Annotated in this window: 23 protein-coding genes; 17 read left to right on the forward strand and 6 right to left on the reverse strand. The window is 63.0% G+C overall.

Annotated elements, in window-relative coordinates; genetic code table 11:
* Positions 1–107 precede the first annotated feature (107 nt).
* Entirely contained in the window at positions 108–869 is a 762-nt protein-coding gene (locus L981_RS19210; RefSeq protein ID WP_043619735.1) for an MBL fold metallo-hydrolase, read from the forward strand.
* Positions 870–1,033: 164 nt separating this feature from the next.
* Positions 1,034–2,791: an adenylate/guanylate cyclase domain-containing protein gene (locus tag L981_RS19215; RefSeq protein ID WP_043619737.1), complete on the forward strand. Its 1,758-nt coding sequence runs from the start codon at positions 1,034–1,036 to the stop codon at positions 2,789–2,791.
* Positions 2,792–2,832: 41 nt separating this feature from the next.
* On the opposite strand, the gene L981_RS19220 is transcribed toward L981_RS19215, so the two are convergent.
* Entirely contained in the window at positions 2,833–4,242 is a 1,410-nt protein-coding gene (locus tag L981_RS19220) for an adenylate/guanylate cyclase domain-containing protein (protein ID WP_043619738.1), read from the reverse strand.
* A 175-nt stretch (positions 4,243–4,417) separates the two neighbouring features.
* Between L981_RS19220 and L981_RS19225 the strand changes: the two genes are divergently transcribed.
* The 7 genes from L981_RS19225 (at position 4,418) to L981_RS19255 (ending at position 11,310) form a co-directional block, all read left to right on the forward strand.
* Positions 4,418–5,770, forward strand: a complete 1,353-nt coding sequence (locus tag L981_RS19225; protein WP_052201882.1) for a DUF1214 domain-containing protein — start codon at positions 4,418–4,420, stop codon at positions 5,768–5,770.
* Positions 5,771–5,855: 85 nt separating this feature from the next.
* Positions 5,856–6,266 (forward strand): GFA family protein, encoded by a 411-nt coding sequence (locus L981_RS19230; protein ID WP_052201888.1) that lies wholly within the window; start codon positions 5,856–5,858, stop codon positions 6,264–6,266.
* A gap of 130 nt (positions 6,267–6,396) precedes the next feature.
* Positions 6,397–7,470: a cyclic nucleotide-gated ion channel gene (locus L981_RS19235; protein WP_043619740.1), complete on the forward strand. Its 1,074-nt coding sequence runs from the start codon at positions 6,397–6,399 to the stop codon at positions 7,468–7,470.
* 185 nt (positions 7,471–7,655) lie between these two features.
* Positions 7,656–8,489 carry a response regulator gene (locus tag L981_RS19240; protein WP_043619742.1) on the forward strand — a complete coding sequence of 278 codons (834 nt, stop codon included), beginning with the start codon at positions 7,656–7,658 and terminating at the stop codon, positions 8,487–8,489.
* A gap of 292 nt (positions 8,490–8,781) precedes the next feature.
* A complete protein-coding gene (locus tag L981_RS19245) occupies positions 8,782–10,074 on the forward strand; it encodes a diguanylate cyclase (RefSeq protein WP_245281670.1) in 1,293 nt (430 codons plus the stop codon).
* A gap of 122 nt (positions 10,075–10,196) precedes the next feature.
* The gene (locus L981_RS19250; protein ID WP_043619793.1) at positions 10,197–10,673 is read left to right on the forward strand and encodes a VOC family protein; all 477 of its coding nucleotides are present in this window, start codon (positions 10,197–10,199) and stop codon (positions 10,671–10,673) included.
* 223 nt (positions 10,674–10,896) lie between these two features.
* Positions 10,897–11,310, forward strand: a complete 414-nt coding sequence (locus tag L981_RS19255) for a DUF805 domain-containing protein (RefSeq protein WP_052201884.1) — start codon at positions 10,897–10,899, stop codon at positions 11,308–11,310.
* Positions 11,311–11,335: 25 nt separating this feature from the next.
* Here L981_RS19255 and L981_RS19260 read toward each other — a convergent pair whose 3' ends face one another.
* Together L981_RS19260 and L981_RS19265 are read right to left on the reverse strand one after the other, a co-directional pair.
* A complete protein-coding gene (locus L981_RS19260) occupies positions 11,336–11,935 on the reverse strand; it encodes a YdeI family protein (RefSeq protein WP_043619746.1) in 600 nt (199 codons plus the stop codon).
* Between the two features lie 149 nt (positions 11,936–12,084).
* Positions 12,085–13,089: a GlxA family transcriptional regulator gene (locus L981_RS19265; RefSeq protein ID WP_034788530.1), complete on the reverse strand. Its 1,005-nt coding sequence runs from the start codon at positions 13,087–13,089 to the stop codon at positions 12,085–12,087.
* 10 nt (positions 13,090–13,099) lie between these two features.
* Here L981_RS19265 and L981_RS19270 point away from each other — a divergent pair, with 10 nt between their 5' ends.
* Both L981_RS19270 and L981_RS19275 read left to right on the forward strand, forming a co-directional pair.
* Positions 13,100–13,462, forward strand: coding sequence for a hypothetical protein (locus L981_RS19270; RefSeq protein WP_043619749.1), 363 nt, complete (start codon positions 13,100–13,102; stop codon positions 13,460–13,462).
* Positions 13,463–13,553: 91 nt separating this feature from the next.
* Complete coding sequence (locus L981_RS19275) at positions 13,554–13,763, forward strand: hypothetical protein (protein WP_043619751.1); 210 nt, start codon at positions 13,554–13,556, stop codon at positions 13,761–13,763.
* A gap of 113 nt (positions 13,764–13,876) precedes the next feature.
* On the opposite strand, the gene L981_RS19280 is transcribed toward L981_RS19275, so the two are convergent.
* On the reverse strand, positions 13,877–14,080 hold the full coding sequence (locus L981_RS19280; protein WP_043619754.1) for a hypothetical protein: 204 nt from the start codon (positions 14,078–14,080) through the stop codon (positions 13,877–13,879).
* A gap of 99 nt (positions 14,081–14,179) precedes the next feature.
* Positions 14,180–14,458 carry a hypothetical protein gene (locus tag L981_RS33355; RefSeq protein WP_052201885.1) on the reverse strand — a complete coding sequence of 93 codons (279 nt, stop codon included), beginning with the start codon at positions 14,456–14,458 and terminating at the stop codon, positions 14,180–14,182.
* A gap of 112 nt (positions 14,459–14,570) precedes the next feature.
* Here L981_RS33355 and L981_RS19290 point away from each other — a divergent pair, with 112 nt between their 5' ends.
* Together L981_RS19290 and L981_RS19295 are read left to right on the forward strand one after the other, a co-directional pair.
* Positions 14,571–15,461: a LysR substrate-binding domain-containing protein gene (locus L981_RS19290; protein ID WP_043619755.1), complete on the forward strand. Its 891-nt coding sequence runs from the start codon at positions 14,571–14,573 to the stop codon at positions 15,459–15,461.
* Between the two features lie 83 nt (positions 15,462–15,544).
* Positions 15,545–16,189 carry a VIT1/CCC1 transporter family protein gene (locus L981_RS19295; protein ID WP_043619796.1) on the forward strand — a complete coding sequence of 215 codons (645 nt, stop codon included), beginning with the start codon at positions 15,545–15,547 and terminating at the stop codon, positions 16,187–16,189.
* A gap of 24 nt (positions 16,190–16,213) precedes the next feature.
* Here L981_RS19295 and L981_RS19300 read toward each other — a convergent pair whose 3' ends face one another.
* Entirely contained in the window at positions 16,214–16,870 is a 657-nt protein-coding gene (locus tag L981_RS19300) for a GntR family transcriptional regulator (protein WP_043619758.1), read from the reverse strand.
* A gap of 273 nt (positions 16,871–17,143) precedes the next feature.
* On the opposite strand from L981_RS19300, the gene L981_RS19305 reads away from it, so the two are divergent.
* Genes L981_RS19305 through L981_RS19320 form a run of 4 tightly spaced genes read left to right on the forward strand, consistent with a single transcriptional unit; the run spans position 17,144 to position 20,821 of the window.
* Positions 17,144–18,568, forward strand: a complete 1,425-nt coding sequence (locus L981_RS19305) for a M20 family metallopeptidase (protein WP_043619759.1) — start codon at positions 17,144–17,146, stop codon at positions 18,566–18,568.
* A 32-nt stretch (positions 18,569–18,600) separates the two neighbouring features.
* Positions 18,601–19,320, forward strand: coding sequence for an ABC transporter permease (locus tag L981_RS19310; RefSeq protein ID WP_043619761.1), 720 nt, complete (start codon positions 18,601–18,603; stop codon positions 19,318–19,320).
* Complete coding sequence (locus L981_RS19315) at positions 19,320–20,042, forward strand: ABC transporter permease (protein ID WP_043619763.1); 723 nt, start codon at positions 19,320–19,322, stop codon at positions 20,040–20,042. Before L981_RS19310 ends, L981_RS19315 begins: the two co-directional genes overlap by 1 nt.
* Before the next feature lie 2 nt (positions 20,043–20,044).
* The gene (locus L981_RS19320; protein WP_043619766.1) at positions 20,045–20,821 is read left to right on the forward strand and encodes an ABC transporter ATP-binding protein; all 777 of its coding nucleotides are present in this window, start codon (positions 20,045–20,047) and stop codon (positions 20,819–20,821) included.
* The last annotated feature ends 58 nt before the right edge of the window (positions 20,822–20,879 follow it).

Here is a 20,879-nt window from a genome sequence, read left to right on the forward strand (position 1 = left end):
CGTGGTTGTGTTTCTCGCTTTGGCTGGACCACATTTCAGGGCTTGATTTCATCACGGCTTGCGCAAGGATCGCGGTCACTGCCGATTTCCGGCCAGGGAGGACACCCATGAAACTCCAGCTTATCCGCAACGCCACTCTCAAGCTCGACTATGGCGGCCATACCGTGCTCATTGATCCCTTCCTCGGACCGAAGGACAGCCTGCCGTCCTTTGCCGGGCGGGCGCCCAATCCACTGGTCGAGCTGCCGTTCGACACCGATACGATCCTTGCCGGCGTCGAGCTCGTCATCATCTCGCATCTGCACGAGGACCATTTCGACGACACTGCCAAGCATCGCTTGCCCAAGGGGCTGCCGATCTTCTGTCAGCCGGGTGACGAGGAGGCGATCCGCGGGGCCGGTTTTCGCGACGTCACGCCGCTTCTTGGCAAGGCGCAGTGGCAGGGCCTGAAGCTTACCCGGCGCGACGGCAGCCACGGGCTTGGCCCTGTCGTTCAGGACATGGGGCCGGTGATGGGCTTCAGCCTCGAGGCCAAGGGCGAACCGACGGTCTACTGGGCCGGCGACACGGTGCTCTATCCGGCGATCGAAAAGACCATCCGCGACACGGAGCCGGATGTGATCGTTACCCATTCCTGCGGCGCGCGCTGGGACGGTGCCCTGATCGTGATGGATGCGGCGCAGACGATCGCGGTCTGCGAGGCCTCCAAGAAGAGCATCGTGGTTGCGACCCACATGGAGGCGCTCGACCATGCGACGGTCAGCCGAGGCGACCTGCGCGCCGCCACCAGCGCCCACGGCATCGCCTTGACCAGGCTGCTCATTCCGGATGATGGCGACGTGCTGACGTTGATACCGCCTGTCGTCTAAGGGTCGGCAGGTCTCAGCAGGGCAAGCTCTCACGCCGCGGGGCGCGCGTTATTGCTCGGCGGTGGCTGTCATCCGCTCTCGCTTGCCACTGGCATCTGTGAATATTCTAGAATTCGCGCATATTAGGCTCAGCGAAATCCTCCGCCGCAGGAGCGGTCACCGTTGTGGATCGAAAGCTCGCAGCCATCCTTGCGGCCGATGTCGCCGGCTTCAGTCGCCTCGCAGCGCTCGACGAAGAAAACACGCTTCGCTCGCTCGATCGGTGCCGGGGCCGGATTGCCGAATTGGTGGGTGACCATGGCGGCCGCATCTTCGGCAGTGCCGGCGATGGTCTCGTCGCCGAGTTTCCAAGCCCCGTTCAGGCGGTGCGCTGCGCGGTGGAAATCCAGCGCGGTCTTCTCGATGTGGAGGATATGCCCGCGGAACGTCGCCTGCAGTTTCGCATCGGCATCAATCTCGGCGACATCGTCGTATCGGGAGACGATCTGCTCGGCGACGGGGTCAATATCGCTGCGCGCCTGCAGGAGATCGCCGCTCCGTCGGGCATCTGTATTTCCGGGGCGGTGCGCGAACATCTCGACGGCAAGGTGCCCTTCGCGCTGACCAGCCTCGGCGAGCGGAACTTGAAGAACATCCCCCGGCCCATCCTGGTTTTCCGGGTCGACTGGCAAGATGAGGTCGCTGTCGGGGGCGGCATCCTCGACGGGGTGCCGCCGGCCGGCCGCAGCAAGGACCAGCCGTCGCTCGTCGTCATGCCCTTCGACAATCTGAGCGGTCCGGGCGACGACTACTTCGTCGATGGTGTCGTGGAGGAGATCACTGCGGCGCTCTCACGCGTCCGCGACTTCTTCGTCATCGCGCGCCAGTCCGCCTTCACCTACAAGGGGCGCTTCGTCGATGTGCGGGACGTCGGCAGCGAGCTCGGCGTCACCTATGTGGTCGAAGGCACCGTGCGACGCGGCGGCGACCGGCTGCGCATTTCCGTGCAACTGGTGGACGCCGAGACCCGGACCCAATCCTGGTCGGATCGCTACGAGGGCGCCATCGAGGATATTTTCGAATTCCAGGATCGGATCGCCGCGCAGGTGGCTGGCGCCATCCACCCGGCCATCCGCGATGCCGAGATCGAGCTTGCCAGGCGCAAGCCGCCGGCCAGCCTGCGCGCCTATGATTTCGTCATGCGCGCCTTCCCCAATCTCTGGGGGCGCCGCAAGGAGACCAACAACCAGGCGATCGAACTGCTTCGGCAGGCGATCTTGGTCGATCCCGGCTACGGCCGTGCGCATGCGCTTTTGGCCTGGTGCCATGCCTCGAGCGCTTCCTATCTGTGGACCGACCAGCCGGAGCGTGAACTGGACCTGGCACGGGCGGCGATCGAAGGTGCGGGCGCGATCAGCGACGATCCGACGGCTTTGACTGCGGCTGGTGCGACAATGAGCATCTGCGGCGATCAGGAGCGCGCCGCCACCTTTATCGAAAAGGCGCTGGCGCTGGATCCGAACAATGCCTGGGCATGGGCGCGCCTCGGCTGGCTCGCGCTTTTCACCGACGATCCCGCGCGTGCGACGGAGCACTTCCGGCGTGGGATGACGCTGAGCCCGAGGGACCCGCTGGCATTCAACATGAGACTGGGGATGGCCTTTTCCATGGCGATGCAAGGGGCTCTCCCGCAAGCCATCGCGATAGCCCAGGACGTCGTCAACACTTATCCCGATGTGACCTGGTCCTATCGCCATCTGGCGGCCTGGTCGGCGCTATCAGGGGACATGGAGACCGCCCGATGGGCGGCGCAGAAGCTGCTGGCAGCGGAGGCGGGGTTCACGATCGAGCGGTATCGGGCGCTGCCCTGGTTTCAGAGGATACCGCAGTGGCGGGATCGGATGGCCGAGGGGCTGCGGCAATCCGGAGTGCCCGAACGCTGACCGCCGCTTGCGGGACATGCGCGTTGCGTTTCCGGCCGGCTTCACGGGATCGAGAAGATGCTGATCTCGTTGGTGATACCGCGCAGCGCGACATTGTGCGATTGCGGGTTGAGGCCGCGATCGCTGAGCAGGCTTGAGGCGCGCGGATCGTCGAGCACCGAACCGGTCGCAAAGATTTCGCGCGAACTGGCGAGATGCTGGACGCGCGAGGCGATGTTGACCGTCTGGCCGAAATAGTCCTGCCGCTCGTTGAGGCTGACGGCGATGCACGGTCCCTCATGGATGCCGATTTTCAAGAGCAGGTCTTCCGAGCCGCGGTCGTCGTTCAGCTTTCGCATGGCGTCGCGCATGCGCATGGCGGCGGCAACCGCCCGGTCCGGCGTCGGGAAGGTGGCCATGACGGCGTCACCGATCGTCTTGACGACTGCGCCTGCTTCCGCCGCGACGATCTCGTTGACGACGCTGAAATGGGTCTTCACCAGATCGAAGGCGGCAAGGTCGCCGACCCGCTCGTAAAGCTCGGTCGAGCCGCGCAGGTCGGAGAACAGGAAGGTGAGGCTGGTGATCTTCAGCCGCTGGTCCACGTCGATCGTGTCGGTGCGGTAGATGTCGCGGAAGGTCTGGTTGGAGAGCAGCCGTTTGGCGGTCAGGAAAGGACGGCGCCGGCCGAGAATGCCGTGCAGCGCGTCGTTGGCGATGCAGACCGAGGGCAGGGTGCGCACATCCGTGTGGTTTTCCACCTGGATACGCAGGGGACCGGGCTGCATGGTCAACGCTTCGTCGTGGCGATGGCCGCGATCGAAGACCAGCGACAGCGTGCGCCGCTCCTTGGTCGGCTCGCCCTTGACGTCGATGAACTGCGCGGCATGGGTCACCGGCTCGAAGATGATGATGAATTCCGCCGGCATCTGCAGCGAGATCACCGCCTTTTCGCCGGGCGGCAATTCCAGCGCTTCGATCATGAAGTCGTCGACCTGGGCCTCGTAGCCCTCCTCGGGCAGTTCGATGCCCGAGCCCCAGTAGATCTGGCGGAAATATTCGAGCGGCGGCAGTTCGTGCGGGCTGTGGGCCTCGATGTGGCGTATGCGCGGGTTCACGGTGAAGGTCACCTCCACCATCTCGTCCAGCGTCGGCTCATAGCCGGCGGCACAGAGCGAGCAGGTATAGGTGTCGCTCTGCACGGTCTTCAGCGAGGTGTTGGCATCGAGCACGCCGCCGCAGCCGGGACAAAGCACGTTCCAGGAAAGCTCGAAAAGGCCGAGGCGGGAGGCATGCAGGAAGGCGGCGATCGCCTTTTCCTCGTCGAGCCCGTGCTCGGCGGCAAAGGCGAGTGCGTTGATGCGGCCGAGCTTGCGGTCCGGCGCTTCCCGGACAAATCGCTCCAATACGCCGGCGATTTCAGGCTGCACGGTCTGGCGCAGCATATCGAACAGAGGCTGAGCTTCACTCATGGTAGTATCTTATACCGAAATTCCGGCGCGGGGGAGAGGTTTGTCGTGGCCGTCGCGCGCCGCAAATCGGCATGAATTGGTTTTTGTAACCGTTACGTACTTCCTTCAACGTGGCGACTGCGGTCAACTCGAAGGAGATCGTCCGCGGTGTGGGGCAAACGCAATGAGGTTGCCAATGAACACTTTTTGCAAATGCCTGCTGGCGAGCGCGGTTGCACTGTCGGTGCCGCTCTGCTCGGCTTCGCTGCCATCGGTGGCGCTGGCCCAGACCTCGGAAAAGGCCGTACCCGACGAAACGACGATCGAGGATGCCTACATCTATCTCCTTGGCCGGTTGCTGGTGATCCGTCAGGAACAGATGGATACCAAGGCAGAAGGTTTCGCCTGGAACTCCATCAAGTACAATCCCCTCGGATCGGCCGATTTCGTCAACCCGAACTTCGACGTCGCCTATCTTGAGGCCTGGTATACGACCGATGACGATGGCGGTGTGCTGCTCGAAGTGCCTGAAATCAAGGGGCGCTACTACACTGCCCAGATCCTCGACGAATGGGGCGAGGTCATCGTCAATATCAACGAACGAACCTTTCCATCGAAACCCTTCGGCAAGTTCGCGCTGGTGAAACCGGGTTCCGCCGTTGCTATCCCCGCCGATGCCGCCCGGATCGAGCTGCATTCGGCCAAGGCGAAGATGCTGGCCCGGGTCGAAATCAAGGGCGATCCGGAAGGAGCGCTGGCGCTGCAGAAAGAGTTCAAGGCGACGCCGCTCGGCGAGGTGACGCCCGCGCCAGCGCCAGCGATACCGAACTTCGACAACCAGAAGCTACTTGGTGCCGAAGCTTTCGACAATGTGGACGCGATCCTTGGCAGCGCGCTCGACGTTTCGCCGATCGCCGCGCAAATGCAGCAGAAGGTTCGTTTCGTCGCGGCCTATGTCGCCAGCAATCCGCAAGCGCGTGCCGCCGTGGACAAGGTGCTTCGCGAAAAAATCGTGCCGGACTTCGTCCAGCACGGCATCGCCAGGACCGTCGAGGTCAAGAGTGGCTGGGGCGTCGGAACCCATATCGGCATCTACGGCTCGAACTTTCTCCAGCGAACCGTCACCAACTATGCCGGTATCTGGGGCAATTCCCCCGATGAGGTCGTCTACTTCTCGCTGGTGAGCGACGCGGCCGGTAAGCCGGTCAATGGATCCAACACCTACGTCATCCATTTCCCGGCCAACGACCTGCCGTCGGCTGTCGTCAACGCCTACTGGTCGGTGATCCTCGTCGGTGTGCCGGACTACCGAGTCGTGCCAAACGACCTCAAGCGGTACAATTTCAACAGCAATTCGAAGCTGGCAAACGAAGCCGATGGTTCACTCAAGATCGCCATTGGTCCGAAGCCGGTCAAGGGCGTGCCGGAAGCAAACTGGCTGCCTTCGCCGGAGGGAAAGCCGTTCTCGCTGACATTCCGTGCTTACGTGCCGAAGGATGTCGTGAAGCAGGGGCGCTGGGTGCCGCCGGTGGTCGAGGAGGTGCGGTGAGGCTTTCGGCACAGGTCGGTGTCGAAGGAACCGAACACACGTGCCGCCGTTTTCGTGATGCGTCAAAGCAGATCAGGTGACCATCATGACCATTCTCTCGGGACAATGCCTTTGCGGACAGGTGCAGGTTTCGGTTCGCGGCGAGCCGATCCGGGTCGGCATCTGCCACTGCATGGACTGCCGCAAGGAGAGTGGTTCGGCCTTCACCTTTTACGGCATTTGGCCGGCGGACCAGTTTGAATATTCTGGTGAAATCTCGGACTTCCAGGGCCGGTGCTTCTGTCCGCATTGCGGCTCACGCGTCTTTTCGGTCGATGCACACGAGGCCGAAGTCAAGCTCGGTGTGCTCGCCCAGGCGCCGACGCCGCTGAAGCCGAGCTACGAACTCTGGGTCAAGCGCCGGGAGCCGTGGCTGCCTCCGGTCGAAGGGGCTGAGCAGTACCAGGAAGACCGCGTGCGCGCCGGCAATGACGGGTCGGCCGGCACCCGCTACTAGGGGCGTTTCGCCACAAATTCCAAACCCCTTAAATGAGCATCGATTCATGCAAGGAATTGTGCTTTAGATCAAAGCGTTGCCGCGCGCGTCCGGCCGAGGTGTCGTCGGCGAGCGGACGCTGGGGGAGTGAATGTCGGCACGGCTTTCCTTACGAAATTCCACGCCGCTCAACGGGCTGCTGGCAGCGCTCGGCCTTGCCACCGTCGCGGCGTTGACGACACGCAACATCGGCGCGACGACGCGATTGTCGCTGGAGCTGGTGCTTGGCGGCCTCTGGCTTTTCTATGTGCTGCAGCTGGCCGATACGCTTGCCGCCTGGCCCACGGCGGACCGACGCGCGCTGATGCCGCATCTCGTCATCGATGCGGTGGCCGTCGTCGTTCCGCTGGCCGCCTTCCTGTTCGCCGATCCGCGCGACCAGAGCCTCTATTGCGGCGTCTGGCTTCTGAAGCCCTTGCGCCATTCCACCTTCTTCCGGCTGCTCGGCCGGGTGGTGGCGCGCGCCGCGCCCAATCTCGTCGGCGTCACCTCGCTCTTCGGCATCGTGCTTTTCGGCGCATCGCTGGTCGCCTACCTGATCGAGCGCGACATCCAGCCGGACAAGTTCGGCAGCATTCCGCAGGCCATGTGGTGGGCGGTGGTGACGCTGTCGACCACCGGCTATGGCGACGAGATCCCGCAGACGCTCGCCGGCCGGGTGCTTGCGGGTCTGGTGATGATGAGCGGTATCGGCATCTTTGCACTCTGGGCAGGCATTCTTGCCACCGGGTTTTTCGAAGAAGTGCGCCGCCAGGATTTCGTGCGCAACTGGCAACTGGTCGCGGCGGTGCCGCTGTTCGAAAAGCTCGGCTCGGCCGCCTTCGTCGAGATCGTCCGGGCATTGCGCTCCCGCGTGGTGCCGGCGGGTAGCATCATCTGCCGCAAAGGCGAGCCGGGCGACCAGATGTACTTCATCGTCGAGGGGCGTGTGACGATCGCAACGCCGTCGCCGACGCCGGTCGAGCTCGGCCCCGGCAGCTTCTTCGGCGAGATGGCGCTGATATCGGGTGAGCCGCGCTCGGCCACCGTCACGGCCGCCACAGAGGTGTCGCTGCTGTCGCTCTATTCGGAGGATTTCCAGATGCTGTCGAGCAGCAATCCGGAGATCGCCGAGGTCATCCGCCGGACCGCCGAGACGCGGCGTGGACGAACCCCGGAGGCATGAGGAATGCAAGCGTCCGGAGCCGTTAGCGTCTCAAGCCGGCACGCCCATCTCATTAATTCGCCGGCCGCCCATTAACACCGAAGAAAGCCTTTCTCCTCTAGCATGGAGCCTGCAAGTTACAGCGACTAGGCGGGCATGAAGAACGCGCGGAGCTGTAGGGGGACACTCTTTTACATAGGCGTTCAATGTCATTTTTTGGCGTTTCCGGGATGTATTATTCCGGCGAATCCCTTGCCGAGCACCGCATCGTGCTCGCCGAGGACTCCAACCTCTTTTCCTCGATGGTCTCGAAGCGGCTGAAAGAGCTGTTCGACATCGATGTCATCGTCTGCCGCGACTATGACGATCTGCAGTTCGCCGTTGAAAACGCGACATTCCCGGCTTCGCTCGCCATCTCCAACATCAACCTGCCGGGGGCGGAAAACGGCGAGGCGCTCAACTATCTGATCGACATGAGCGTGCCGACGGTCGTCTTTACCGGCTCGTTCCAGGAATCGACGCGCGAGAAGATTCTCGCCAAGGAGATCGTCGACTACGTCATCAAGGACAGCGTCTTTGCCGTCGACATGCTGGCAGAATCGGTCTGCCGGTTCCTCACCAACCACAAGCACCATGTGCTGATCGTCGACGACAGCCCGACGGCACGTGCGCTGCTGACGACGCAGCTCAAGCGCTACAACTTCCGCACCAGCTCGGCCGAAAACGGCGCGATGGCGCTGGAGCTTCTGAAGAACAATCCGGATATCGGCCTCGTCATCACCGACTACAACATGCCCGATATCGATGGCTTCGAGCTGACGCGGCGCATCCGCGGTTCCTACGGGCCACACCAGCTGCGTATCATCGGCGTTTCGTCGTCGACCAACCGGCTTCTGTCAGCGCGGTTCCTCAAAGCCGGCGGCAACGACTTCGTCGTTCGCCCCTTCGTCAACGAGGAGTTCTACTGCCGCGTCAACCAGAACCTGGACACGTTGACGAAGATCCGCACACTCAGTGAAAAAGTTAGGGTTCCTGCTTAACCATCAAAACAAGAAGGGTGAAAACCCCTTAGAATTATTGGGCACGTGCATCAAAAATGCCGCGCACAGGTTGCCGTATTAACGAAATTGCAATCCGATCGGTCTTCAATCCGCCGCAGCAGGAGCGGGGAACCCGGTCACACGGATCACGCCGGCCGAAAGGCCAGGCGTGGCAAGTGGCCGGGTTGAAGATATCGGGAGCCAGCGTCACCCCTTGAGGGAAGCACGCCTGCGGCTCGAGAGGGGTTGCAGGGACGTGAGATTGCGCCGCACGCCAGGCCGGGTGAATTCTGTGCAAAAGCACAGCGACAAGCGCATGCTGCTTGTCGAGGACTCCCGGATGTTCGCGACGGCGCTGAAGTACGGGCTCGAATCCGTCCACGGCATTCGCGTTACCCATTGCAGCTCGCTGGCGGCGCTGAGAGAAGCGCTGGAACTGGCGCCTGACAGTTTCTCTCTCGCCGTTCTCGATCTCAATCTTCCGGATGCGCCCAATTGCGAGGCGCTCGACTTCATCCTCGACAACCAGGTTCCGGCCGTCGTCTTCACCGCGGCCTTCAACGACCATACGCGCGAGGAGATTCTCAGGCGCGGCGCGCTCGATTGCGTCATCAAGCACCAGCCGGAATCGATCAATCTTTTGATCGGCGCCGTCGACCGGGCGTTGACCAACGGCAAGACGACGGTGCTGCTTGCCGATTCCGATTCTGCCTCACGCAGCGAACTGGCCGGCATCTTGCGGCGGCAGCGGATTTCCGTCTGCGAGGTCGCGTCCGCCGCCGATGCGCTGCAGGTGCTCGATAGCGGCGAAGCCGTCGATCTCGTTGTGACCGACCTTGATCTCTCCGACATGTCTGGCGCTGCGCTGCTTGCCGAGGTGGAGCGGCGGCGGGGTGATGGTGCGGTGCCGGTCATCGGCCTCTCCGACAGCGGCGACCGGCGCGCCGGCGCACGTTTCCTAGAAGCAGGCGGTACGGATTTCATCCAGAAGCCGTTCCTCGAAGCGGAGTTCAACGGCCGCATTGCGCAGGCCGCCGGCGTGCAGAAGCGGCTGCAGACGCTGCAGCGGCAGGCGGCCAGCGACTATCTCACCGACCTCTACAATCGCCGCCACTTCTTCGTGGCTGGTCCGCGGGTGGTCGAGCAGTGCCTCAGGCGCGGCGAGCCGACGGCGATCGCCGTGCTCGACATCGATCATTTCAAACGCCTCAACGACACCTATGGCCACGAGATCGGCGACATCGTGCTGAAGCACGTGGCCAAGCGTCTGTCCGCGCTTGTCGGCGAGGATCATCTGCTTGCCCGCCTCGGCGGCGAGGAGTTCGGCATTCTCTTCAACGGCTGCGACGTGCGGCGCGCCTTCGCCTTTTGCGACGCGCTGAGGCTCGAACTCGCAAAATCCCGCATCGTCGCCGACGACGAGGAACTGACGATCACGGTCTCGATCGGACTTGCCACAATCGAAAGCTCCGAGGCCTTCGAAAACTACCTGCACGCCGCAGACCAGTTTCTCTACATGGCCAAGCATGCCGGCCGGAACCGGGTGATTTCCGAACTGGCGCTGCTCGACGCGCTGGCGTCGTAAACTGCCGGGCAAGCCGGCGGGCCCACCTTCAGAAATAAAGATCCGCCACTTGTCGGCTTGGAACGAAGTCGATCGTCCTTCGGTTACCGCACATGATCAGGCGGCACGAGGAGGACCAAATCATGACCAATGTCGTTTCAAATCTCTGGTTTGCGAAGGAGGCGCGTCAAGCGGTCGACTTCTACATTTCGCTCGTTCCCAATTCGGCGATCATCCGCGTCACCACCTTGCCGGCGGAAAGCCCGAGCGGGCCACCCGGCAGCGTGACGACCATCGAGTTCACGCTCGGCAATCAGGAATTCCTGGCGCTGGAAGCCGGGCCGCTCGATCCGTTCAACCATGCATTCTCGATCATGATCCAGTGCGACACCCAGGAGGAGATCGACCGGATCTGGAACGCGATCAGCGAAAACGGCGGGCAGATCGAACAATGCGGCTGGATCCGCGACCGCTGGGGGCTGTGCTGGCAGATCGTGCCACGGGTGCTCGGCGACATGGTCGCCCATTCCGACCGTGCGCGCGCCAAGCGCGTGACGGAAGCGATGCTCGGCATGATCAAGCTCGACATCGCCGAACTGGAGCGGGCGTTCCACGGTTAGGGTCACGCGCGTTTACGGGCAGGTCGTCACGCGGAGGCAGCGGAGAGCGAGGCGTCTCACGGATTTCAGACTGCAACTGCAAGGCGGCTTGCCCGCGCAATCATGAGGCGCTTTCTGCCGCGATGAAATCTAGACGTTTATTGACTGGCCTTCTATATGCAGGTCGGGGCCAACGAGCGCGGGGCGCGCTTGGATTCGGATAGGCCGGTAGGGAGGGGACGACGTGAATTCACAAACCTTTACGAGCGCCGATGGCCGCATCGGACGCCAGACTTGGTGGTTGGCGCAGATTGTCGTCTGGATTGCGACGGCAGCGGCGGTGTTTGCCGGCGGGGCGTTGTTGGCGCTTTCGGGCGTAGATAACTATGCGCCGGGCTTCAGCCTCATGCACTTGCTCGTTTTCGTCATCCTCATCGCAAACCTCTATTTCAGCTTCACCGTCAACACCAAGCGCTGGCACGACCATGGTCGTTCCGGGTGGTGGAACCTTGCGCTTTTCGTTCCGATCGTCGGGCCGCTGCTCGGCCTCGTGATGCTGGGTTTCCTTCCGGGCGAAGAGGACGCCAATCGCTTCGGCCCGCCGGCCACCGGCAATACCGGAGGAGCAGCTCAGGCCTTCGGTCGCGCCGGCCAGTGATGCGAGCACGGCGCAGGCGCCCCGGTTATTTCCGCCTCTGCGGATAGATCGTTTCGCCGCGTTTCAGCATCTCGACGAAGGTCTCGATCTTCTTCCGGCGGCCGGCCTCGGTCTTCATGTTGTGGGTGCGGAAGGCGAGCGCGAAGCGGTTTTGGGCGCTGAGTCTGGCGAGCATTTCTTTCGCCTCGGGCTCGGCGTCGATCGCGGCCTGCAGGTCTTCGGGGATCTGCATGTCCTTGCCGCTCGCATAGGCGCGGTCCCAGCGGCCGTCGGCCTTGGCGGCATCGACCTGTTTCAGGCCATGCTCGGTCATGCGGCCTTCGGCAATCAGGCGGGCGACATTGTCGACGTTGATCTGGCTCCAGATGCTCTTCTTGCCGCGCGGCGAATAGCGTTGCAGGAAGCTTTTTTCATCGAGCCCCTTGCGCACGCCGTCGATCCACCCCCAGCACAGCACGGCGTCGATCGCTTCCTTTGGCGTGATCGAGGCGAGGCCGGATGAGACCTTGTGGGTCTGGATCCACACTTCGGTCTCGCTCTGGTGGTGGGCGGCGAGCCACTCGTAGAAGCTCTGGAAGTCCTTGAATTCGTGAACCTTGGCGGGATCGATCTCCACGGGGGCCATTGTTCGGTGTGCTCCTCGCTCTCCTGAAACGCTGACCATTCAATCCAAAACAACGGCGCGTGCAAGCGCCAGGACGGCACAAGCGGAGAGTGTCACCAACGAAAAAGGGCGGAGAAGCTCCGCCCTTGTCTGGTCCGTCTGATCCGCCGTTACCGCGCCATCTGCAGCGTCAGCTTGCGGTCGGCGCGCTCCTGCTGCGGCGAGCGGTTGTAGAGTTCGCGATAACACTTGGAGAAGTGCGAGGCGGAGACGAAGCCGCAGGCAACGGCCACCTCGACCACCGGCATCGACGACTGGATCAGCAGGTGCCGGGCGCGGTCGAGACGGATTTCCAGGTAGTAGCGGGCAGGCGAGCGGCCCATTTCCTGGCGGAAGAGGCGCTCGATCTGGCGGCGCGAAAGGTCGGCGCCCTCGGCGATTTCCAGGAGCGACAGCGGCTCGGCGAGGTTTGCCTCCATCAATTCGATGATCGACAGCACCTTGGCGTTCTGCACGCCGAGGCGGGCGCGCAGCGGCAGGCGCTGGCGGTCATGGGGGCCGCGCACGCGGTCGGTCAGCGCCTGTTCGCAGACGCGATTGACGAGGCTCTCGCCGAAATCCTGGTCGATCAGGTTCAGCATCATGTCGAGCGAGGCGGTGCCGCCGGCGCAGGTGTAGATGTTGCTGTCGATCTCATAGAGATCGGCATAGACGTCGACCTGCGGGAAGCTTTCGGAAAAGCCCGGCAGGTTTTCCCAGTGGATGGCGCAGCGCTTGCCGGTCAGAAGACCGGCGGAGGCCAGCACATGGGCGCCGGTACAGAGGCTGCCGACGGCCACGCCGCGGTTATAGACCTCGCGAAGCCAGGCGTTGACCGACTTGTTGTTAAAGTCTTCGACATAGATGCCGGAACAGACCAGCACCATCGAGGGGCGGTTTTCGCCGCCCAGGAACTTGCGCTCGTCGGCGAGCGACGAATTGACCTCGAGGGCGATGCCGCTCGACGACAGGACCTTCTCGCCGTCCGACGAAGCGAGGCGCCAGGAATAGGCCTCGTAGCCGAGCATGCGGTTGGCGATGCGGAGCGTTTCGATCGCCGCCGAAAAGGGCAGCATGGAAAAGTTCGGCACCAGGAAGAAGACGAGAGAACGCTTTTTGGTCAGTGGCTTGTTCATGAGGCTTCCCATGCTTGGCGATGCGGGTATATTCGTCGCTTGGAAGATACTCTTCGGCTTGTCTGTTTGCGACATTCGCATGGATAGCAGCGACCGCAAAGAGATTTCGCATTGCGACATCGCGCGGCAAAAGGCGGTTCGGCCAGGCTTTCAGGCTTTTGTAAGGAAAGCGACAGTTTTTACAGTGCCGTTGACGCTATCGGACAAGAACTGCCAGAGATACGCAACATCTGCAAAGCGCGCGCAATGGTTGTGTTTGCCGATTGCGACTCTTTTCGCGGATACTGCGGGTGTCGGTAAGAGACAAGTCGTACGGCGATGGCAGAAGATGGCGTGGAGGCGGCAGTGCCGCGATCGGCTGCAGGAAATCTAGGGAGCGGTCTTGCGGGCAGATCACGCCCTTGGGGAAGTGCATTTCTACACTACATGCAAGGTTGCGGGCACATCGGAGAGGGTAATTTTGCATGAGTGACGACAGGGCGATCGCCACCCGTCTACTGTCGCTGGCCCAGATTCTGTGGACGGTTTTGATCACTTTGGCGACGATCGCCCTCGGCGCCTATATCGGCTGGCAGGGACACGGCATCGTCGGCGCGCTGGCGCTCGGATTTGTGGGACTAGTCGCCGGTTGGTTCCTCAGTTCGTCATCTCTTCTCTTGCAACTGCTGCCTTAAGCGGTCGTCCTTGTGCGCGAAGGGCGGAGCCATCGCCCATAACGAAAAGGGCACCGCCATTCCGGCGATGCCCCTCTAATCCGTGATGCTCAGAAAGAGAGCTCACATTACATTCATTGCTCGGTCTTATGCACCGCATCGTCCACCGACGGGAAGCCGATGTCCTTCAGCGTGTCATAGGACAGGTTTTCGAGAGCGCGTTCCTGGCGATGACGCTTCCACGCTGCCCAGGCACGAACCTGCAGATTGAAGAGACCCGGAAGGGACGAGTGGGAGGATGCCCGTTCCGAGGCCGATGAAAGATGAGTGTTGGACATTTCATGGCTCCTTCTGAGTGTCTCAGCAGGTCGCGACCATGATGATATGTATGGCCTAACCTGACTTATCATTCCAACGAATATGTTTGATGCCTTCCATCAAACATGGTGATTGATTAGCGGATCCGCAAACATCACGTCGTCACGGACTCTCTGGGGCAGTTTGGCGAGTTCGCGCCGGGCTTCCACCCGATTCCGCGCGATCTGTTTTTCGCGTCGTTGCCGTGCAACACCGTCGAGGACGGCGATCATCTGGTTGAGGGCGTTGAGGACCATGTCGTTGCTCCTGCTATGCTCCTTTTTTACCACTGCCTGCGGCAGGCAGCTGTTACGGAGGGAACTCTTCGAAGCGGCGATAACAAGGGCTGCGGTGGACATGCGTTTCTCCTTCCTGCGTCGTCCTTGAGCTTGACTATCGGCCATCGCTGATGTTCAATCAAACGAAATGAAGTGAAGCTTTCTTTCAGTTTTTTTGAATGAGGTTGACGCCATGAACATGCTGATGCGCCATGCGCTTCCGCTTCTCGAAATGGACGTGCTGAAGACTTTCATCGCGATTGCCGAGACCGGCAACTTCACCACTGCCGCCGAAACCGTCTACCGCACGCCGTCGGCTGTCTCGATGCAGATCAAGAAACTCGAGGAAATGCTCGGCTGCACGCTGTTCCTGCGCGACGCGCGCTCGGTCACCTTGACGCCCAAGGGGGAGCTGTTGCTCGGCTTTGCCCGCCGGCTCCTCTCGCTTAACAACGAAACGGTGTCGCGCTTCCTGCTGCCGGACATGAACGGCGTCGTGCGCGTCGGCGCGCCCGAGGATGTGGGTGAGCGCATCCTGCCCGAGGTGCTGAAGCGTTTCGCCGAATCCTACCCGAACGTCACGGTCGACGTGTCGATCGGCATGAGCAACGCCATGCGCAAGAAGGTCGACGAGCACCGGCTCGACATCGCCATCTTCAACAGCCTGACGGAGGGCGTGCCGAGGAACGGTGAAATCCTGATGCAGGAGAAGCTGGTCTGGGCCGGCGCCAAGTGCGGCAGCGCGCACCTGAAGGATCCGCTGCCGGTGTCGATGTGGGAGGACGGCTGCGTCTGGCGTGCCGATGCGGTGGAAAAGCTGGCGCGTGCCGGCCGCAAGTTCCGCATCGCCTTCCTCAGCGCCTATACCACCGGGCAGCGCGCCGCCGTGCTTGCCGGTCTCGCGATCGCGCCGCTGCCGCGTTACCTCGTCCAGGGGGAAATGGTGCAGCTTGGCGAGCGCGACGGCCTGCCGGATCTCGGCCACTACAATATCGGTCTGCAGGTGATCTCGGATGCGCCGGCGCCGGTGCTGGCGGTTGCCGACCATGTGCGCGACGCCTTCGCCGATCTGCAGGTCCAGTAAGGGGAGGTATCGCGGTTGCGCGCTTCCCGGTCGCTGCCCGCCGCCTCCCTGTCGTCCCGGTCACGTTCAGAGAGTGCCCGGGCATGAGCGAGCGGTCGCGCATTCTCGATCCGATCGACCGCCTGTCGGAGATCATCTTCGGCCTCCTGATGGCGCTGTCCTTCACGGGAACGATGAGTTCGGTTGCGGGCGGCGAGGGCGGGGTCAATGCCGTGCTGGTTGCCGCCCTCGGCTGCAACATCGCCTGGGGCATCGTCGACGGCGTCATGTATGTGCTGACGACGGTGGTGGAGCGCGTGCGACGGCGCGGTTTCCTCGATCGGCTCAGGCATGAACGGCTCGAACGCGCCCGCGAACTGTTTCTCGAAAGCCTGCCCGACGATGTGCGCCGCGTCTCTTCGCCCAAGGAAACGGAAGCGCTGCTTTTGCGGGTGAGGGCGCTCTCCGCCGACCCCCGGCACCGGGTCGTGACTGCGCGCGACCTGAAGGCGGCCGTCGCGATCTTCCTGCTCGTCGTCGCCTCGACCCTGCCGCCAAGCATTCCGTTCCTGCTGACGGACAATGTCGCGCTCGCCATGCGCGCCTCGAACGCCATCGCGCTCGCCATGCTCTTCGTCATTGGCGCGCGCCTTGGGCGTTACATGGGCCGCAGCCCCTGGCCGATGGCCTTCGCGATGACGGCGATCGGCGCGGTGCTTGTGGCCGTGACGATCCTCTTTGGCGGGTAGTCAAGTCCAGCGCGCCGGCAAGGCTCAGGTCTTGATCGGCGCCTGGCGGATGTGGATCTCGATCAGCCGTTTCAGTTCGGGCAGGTCCCGGGCTTCCAGCGCATCGACCATCAAATGGTGCTCGCGGGCCGATTGCTCGATGCGGGCGCGGGTGCGCCATTGCGACACCGGAGCGGATACGGTGCGCTGTCGGATTTCGGCGACGACGTCGACGAGCTCGCTATTGCCGGAAAGCATGAGAAGGGCGCGGTGGAAGGCGAGGTTGGCGTCGTAATGCTCCATGATGGAGCCGCGGAACGACATCTCGTCGAACTGCCGGGCGAGTTGCCGCAATTCGGCGATGGTGGCGGGCGTTGCATTGGCGACCATGCGGTCGGCGACACCGGTTTCGAGAATCACGCGGATGTCGCTGATTTCCTGCGTGCGCTGGTCGTCGAGTTCATAGACCTGGTAGCCGCGGTTGGGGTTGTGCTGCACCAGCCGGCGCTGTGACAGCCGGTCGAGCGCCCGGCGCACTTCCGGTCGCGTGCAGTCGTAGCGGCGCTCCAGGTCGATCTGCTTCAGCCACGCGCCGGCCGGCAAGGTTCCGGTCAGAATGTCGTGCAGCAGGAGGTCGGTAACGTCCCTCTTGTCCTCGGGCTTTTCCTCGGGCGCCAGCATTTCCGTCAGATCGTCGCTCATCCTGCCTTACACTCTCTTTTCCGCCTGTCGCCGGCTTCCGGCGCATGGTTCTGGTGCATGTCCCAGGCTGCCTGCTGCAGCGGAATTGGCTCCATTTTTGGAGAAACTATGATGCCGTCCCGAACAATTCAATGCGCGAGAGCGGCGTTGCGGGCCTGCCTCTCGCCGTTGTGCACATTGCGCGAAATGTTTCAGGACCCTCTTGTGTATCCAAAAATGTTATCATAAATTGGCGCCAATTCTGGTTACTATTGTTGAGGAAGTCAAGAAACGATGAAAAATGCCTGTGACGTCTGGGACCTCCTCGAAGCCAAGCGCGACCGGTTTTTCGTGCTCAGCGACCGGGTCTGGGATACGCCGGAAACCAATTACGAGGAGTTTTCCTCGTCGGCCGAACACGCCGCGCTGCTGGAGGCCGAAGGTTTCCGTGTGTCGCGCGGCATCGCCGGCATGCCCACGGCAGTCATGGGCGAGGCGGGCGAGGGTGGACCTGTTATCGCCATCCTCGGCGAGTTCGATGCGCTGCCGGGCCTCAGCCAGGAAGCAGGCATTGCCGAAGAGCGGCCGCTGGTCGACGGCGGCAACGGTCATGGCTGCGGCCACAACCTGCTTGGCGCCGGCGCGATGATGGCGGCGACGGCCGTCAAGGATTATCTCGCTGCCAACGGCATCAAGGGGCGGGTGCGCTATTACGGCTGCCCGGCGGAAGAGGGCGGCTCATCCAAGGGCTTCATGGTGCGTGCCGGCGTGTTCGACGATGTCGATATCGCGATCTCCTGGCACCCGGCACCGTTTGCCGGCGTCAACAACCCGATCTCGCTGGCTTGCAACGAACTCGACTTCCGCTTCAGCGGCCGGGCGTCGCACGCTTCGGCTGCCCCCCATCTCGGCCGCAGCGCGCTCGATGCACTCGAACTGATGAATGTCGGCGTCAACTATCTGCGCGAGCACATGCCCTCATCGGCGCGCATCCACTATGCGGTGACCGATACGGGCGGCAATGCGCCGAACGTGGTGCAGGCCCGCGCCAAGGCCCGCTATCTCGTGCGCGCCCGCAGCTTGCCGGAACTGCTCGATCTCGTTGAACGCGTCCGCAGCGTCGCCAAGGGCGCGGCGATGATGACCGGCACGACCGTCACGGACGAGATCGTCAGCGGCGACGCCAACCTCGTCGGCAACACGCCGCTCGAATCGCTGATGCATCGCCAGCTCGAGCATCTGGGACCGCCTCAGTTCGACGAGGATGACCGGCGGATGGCGGCCAAGTTCCAGGAGACCTTTACCGGCGAGGATATCGCCTCTGCCTTCGAGCGCTTTGGGCTGAAGCTGCGCCGGGGCGTTGCCCTTTGCGATACGATCTTTCCGCCGGAAAACGGCGCCGGCACGCTCGTCGGTTCGACCGATGTCGGAACCGTCAGCTGGGTGGTGCCGACCGTGCAGATGCGCGGCGCGACCTATGCCATCGGTACGCCGGGCCATTCCTGGCAGCTGGTTGCGCAAGGCAAATTGCCGGCGGCGCACAAGGGCATGGAGCACGCGGCCAAGGTGATGGCGAGCACCGCGGTCGAACTGATCCTCGATCCCACGCTCATCGCCGCTGCCAAGGCCGATCACGCGGCACGGCTTGACGGCACGCCCTTCGTCAATCCCATTCCTGACGATGTGAACCCGCCGATCCCCGGGGGCGCCCATGGCTAAGTCATCGATCACGAGCGAAGGGAGGCGCTGCGATGACTGAGCCCGGTTTCCTTGACATTATCAGCGTCGGGCCGGACGGCTGGGGGCCGGCGCTTGCCGCTGGCGCCTGGATGACGATCCTGATCGCCGTCGCCGGCTTTGCGATCGGCGGCTTCATCGGCACCTTCGGCGCCTGGGCGAAGATCTCCGGCGGCCCGGTCGTCCGTGGCTGCGCCGAGGCCTACACGACTGTCCTTCGCGGCATTCCCGACCTCCTGGTCATCTATCTCTTCTATTTCGGCGGCAGCGCCGTGGTGACGGCGGTCGGCCAATTGTTCGGTGCGGAGGGTTTCGTCAGCTTTCCCGGTTTCATCGCCGGTGCCCTTGCGGTCGGCATCACCTCTGGCGCCCAGCAGACCGAGGTCTATCGCGGCGCCTTCCGCGCCGTGCATCCGGGCGAGTTGGAGGCGGCAACCGCCTGCGGCATGGGCCGGCTCCTCAAGTTTCGTCGGATCACCGCGCCCCTGACACTGCGTTATGCGCTGCCGGGCCTCGGCAATGTCTGGCAGGTGGTGTTGAAGGAATCCGCACTGGTCTCGGTGACCGGCGTCGTCGAACTCTTGCGCCAGGCGCAGATCGGCGCCGGATCGACCAGCCGCCCCTTCGACTTCTTCTTCATTGCAGCGATGATCTATCTCGCGATTTCCACTGTCTCGGGCCTCATCCTTCAGCTCACCGAGCGTCGGTTCTCGCGCGGCGTCAGGAGGGGCTGATGGATATCAATTTTGCCCTCGAAACCTTCTGGAGCCTGGCGGCGGCCCTGCCGCTGACGCTGGAGCTGGCCGCGACGTCGATCGCGCTCGGTTCGGTGCTGGCACTCGGGCTGGCGCTCGCGCGTCTGTCGGGCATCCTCGCGCTCGATCTCTTTGCCCGCATTTATGTGTTCCTGTTCCGCGGCACACCGCTGCTCGTGCAGATCTTCCTGATCTATTACGGCCTCAGCCAGTTTCCGGCGGTGCGTCACAGCATCTTCTGGCCGCTTCTGCGCGAGCCCTACTGGTGCGCCGTGCTGGCGCTGATGCTGAACACGGCCGCCTATGCCAGCGAAATCATCCGCGGCGGGCTGCTCTCGGTGCCGCACGGACAGGTGGAGGCAGCGCGGGCCTGCGGCATGGGGCGCCTGATGATCTTCCGACGCATCGTCATGCCGCAGGCGCTGCGTCAGGCGCTGCCGGGCTATGGCAACGAGATGATCTCGATGGTGAAGGCCACTTCACTCGCCTCGATCATCACGCTGATGGAAATCACCGGCGTCGCCGCCAAGCTGATCTCGGAGAGCTACCGGGTGATCGAGGTCTTCGTCGTTGCCGGTCTCATCTATCTCGCCATCAACTTCGCGCTGACCCGGCTCGTTGCGTTGGCCGAACACCGGTTCAACCCGCAACTGCGCGCGCCGTTGCCGATCGTCGCCGAACTCAAGGGAGAAACCCATTGAACATGTCCGCCGCCGTTACCACGCCGGTCGCGATCCGCGTGCACGACCTTCACAAGAGTTTCGGCCCGGTCGAGGTGCTGAAGGGCGTGTCGCTCGACGCGTGCGAGGGTGAGGTGATCTCCATCCTCGGCTCCTCCGGCTCGGGCAAGTCGACGCTGCTTCGCTGCATCAACATGCTGGAGGTGCCGAATTCCGGCACCATCGAGGTGGCGGGCGAGGCGATCCGCCTGAAGGCGTCCAGCGACGGGCGCAGCCGCCCGGCCGACCAGAAGCAGGTAGACCGCATCCGCTCGGAACTCGGCATGGTGTTCCAGAGCTTCAATCTCTGGTCCCACAAGACCGTGCTCGAAAACGTCATCGAAGCACCGGTGCATGTGCTGAAGCGGCCGCGGGCGGAAGCGATCGAGGAGGCGGAGGCGCTGCTTGCGAAGGTCGGCATTGCCGACAAGCGTAACCACTATCCCTCGCATCTCTCCGGCGGCCAGCAGCAGCGCGCCGCAATCGCCCGTGCGCTTGCCATGCGCCCGAAGGCGATGCTCTTCGACGAGCCGACCTCGGCTCTCGACCCGGAGCTCGTCGGCGAGGTGCTGCGCGTCATGCGCGGTCTCGCCGAAGAGGGCCGCACCATGCTGGTCGTCACCCACGAGATGGGCTTTGCCCGCGACGTCTCCAGCCGCGTCGTCTTCGTGCACAAGGGCACGATCGAGGAAGAGGGGCCGCCGCATGAGGTCTTCACCCGTTCGAAGTCGGAGCGCTTCCGCCAGTTCATCAAGAGTTGAAGCCTGCCGTGATCGGCGGGCCGAAAAACAAAGCAATCAACATCCACAAAAGGGGAAT

The organism is Ensifer sp. ZNC0028, from assembly GCF_000799055.1.
Taxonomy (GTDB): domain Bacteria; phylum Pseudomonadota; class Alphaproteobacteria; order Rhizobiales; family Rhizobiaceae; genus Ensifer.

What these genes read in the sequence shown, in the direction of transcription:
- L981_RS19210 (WP_043619735.1), top strand. Translation starts at nt 108, where the DNA reads ATGAAACTCCAGCTTATCCGCAACGCCACTCTCAAGCTCGACTATGGC.
- L981_RS19220 (WP_043619738.1), bottom strand. Translation starts at nt 4,242, where the DNA reads ATGAGTGAAGCTCAGCCTCTGTTCGATATGCTGCGCCAGACCGTGCAG.
- L981_RS19225 (WP_052201882.1), top strand. Translation starts at nt 4,418, where the DNA reads ATGAACACTTTTTGCAAATGCCTGCTGGCGAGCGCGGTTGCACTGTCG.
- L981_RS19230 (WP_052201888.1), top strand. Translation starts at nt 5,856, where the DNA reads ATGACCATTCTCTCGGGACAATGCCTTTGCGGACAGGTGCAGGTTTCG.
- L981_RS19235 (WP_043619740.1), top strand. Translation starts at nt 6,397, where the DNA reads ATGTCGGCACGGCTTTCCTTACGAAATTCCACGCCGCTCAACGGGCTG.
- L981_RS19240 (WP_043619742.1), top strand. Translation starts at nt 7,656, where the DNA reads ATGTCATTTTTTGGCGTTTCCGGGATGTATTATTCCGGCGAATCCCTT.
- L981_RS19250 (WP_043619793.1), top strand. Translation starts at nt 10,197, where the DNA reads ATGACCAATGTCGTTTCAAATCTCTGGTTTGCGAAGGAGGCGCGTCAA.
- L981_RS19260 (WP_043619746.1), bottom strand. Translation starts at nt 11,935, where the DNA reads ATGGCCCCCGTGGAGATCGATCCCGCCAAGGTTCACGAATTCAAGGAC.
- L981_RS19265 (WP_034788530.1), bottom strand. Translation starts at nt 13,089, where the DNA reads ATGAACAAGCCACTGACCAAAAAGCGTTCTCTCGTCTTCTTCCTGGTG.
- L981_RS19270 (WP_043619749.1), top strand. Translation starts at nt 13,100, where the DNA reads ATGCTTGGCGATGCGGGTATATTCGTCGCTTGGAAGATACTCTTCGGC.
- L981_RS19275 (WP_043619751.1), top strand. Translation starts at nt 13,554, where the DNA reads ATGAGTGACGACAGGGCGATCGCCACCCGTCTACTGTCGCTGGCCCAG.
- L981_RS19280 (WP_043619754.1), bottom strand. Translation starts at nt 14,080, where the DNA reads ATGTCCAACACTCATCTTTCATCGGCCTCGGAACGGGCATCCTCCCAC.
- L981_RS33355 (WP_052201885.1), bottom strand. Translation starts at nt 14,458, where the DNA reads ATGTCCACCGCAGCCCTTGTTATCGCCGCTTCGAAGAGTTCCCTCCGT.
- L981_RS19290 (WP_043619755.1), top strand. Translation starts at nt 14,571, where the DNA reads ATGAACATGCTGATGCGCCATGCGCTTCCGCTTCTCGAAATGGACGTG.
- L981_RS19295 (WP_043619796.1), top strand. Translation starts at nt 15,545, where the DNA reads ATGAGCGAGCGGTCGCGCATTCTCGATCCGATCGACCGCCTGTCGGAG.
- L981_RS19300 (WP_043619758.1), bottom strand. Translation starts at nt 16,870, where the DNA reads ATGAGCGACGATCTGACGGAAATGCTGGCGCCCGAGGAAAAGCCCGAG.
- L981_RS19305 (WP_043619759.1), top strand. Translation starts at nt 17,144, where the DNA reads ATGAAAAATGCCTGTGACGTCTGGGACCTCCTCGAAGCCAAGCGCGAC.
- L981_RS19310 (WP_043619761.1), top strand. Translation starts at nt 18,601, where the DNA reads ATGACTGAGCCCGGTTTCCTTGACATTATCAGCGTCGGGCCGGACGGC.
- L981_RS19315 (WP_043619763.1), top strand. Translation starts at nt 19,320, where the DNA reads ATGGATATCAATTTTGCCCTCGAAACCTTCTGGAGCCTGGCGGCGGCC.
- L981_RS19320 (WP_043619766.1), top strand. Translation starts at nt 20,045, where the DNA reads ATGTCCGCCGCCGTTACCACGCCGGTCGCGATCCGCGTGCACGACCTT.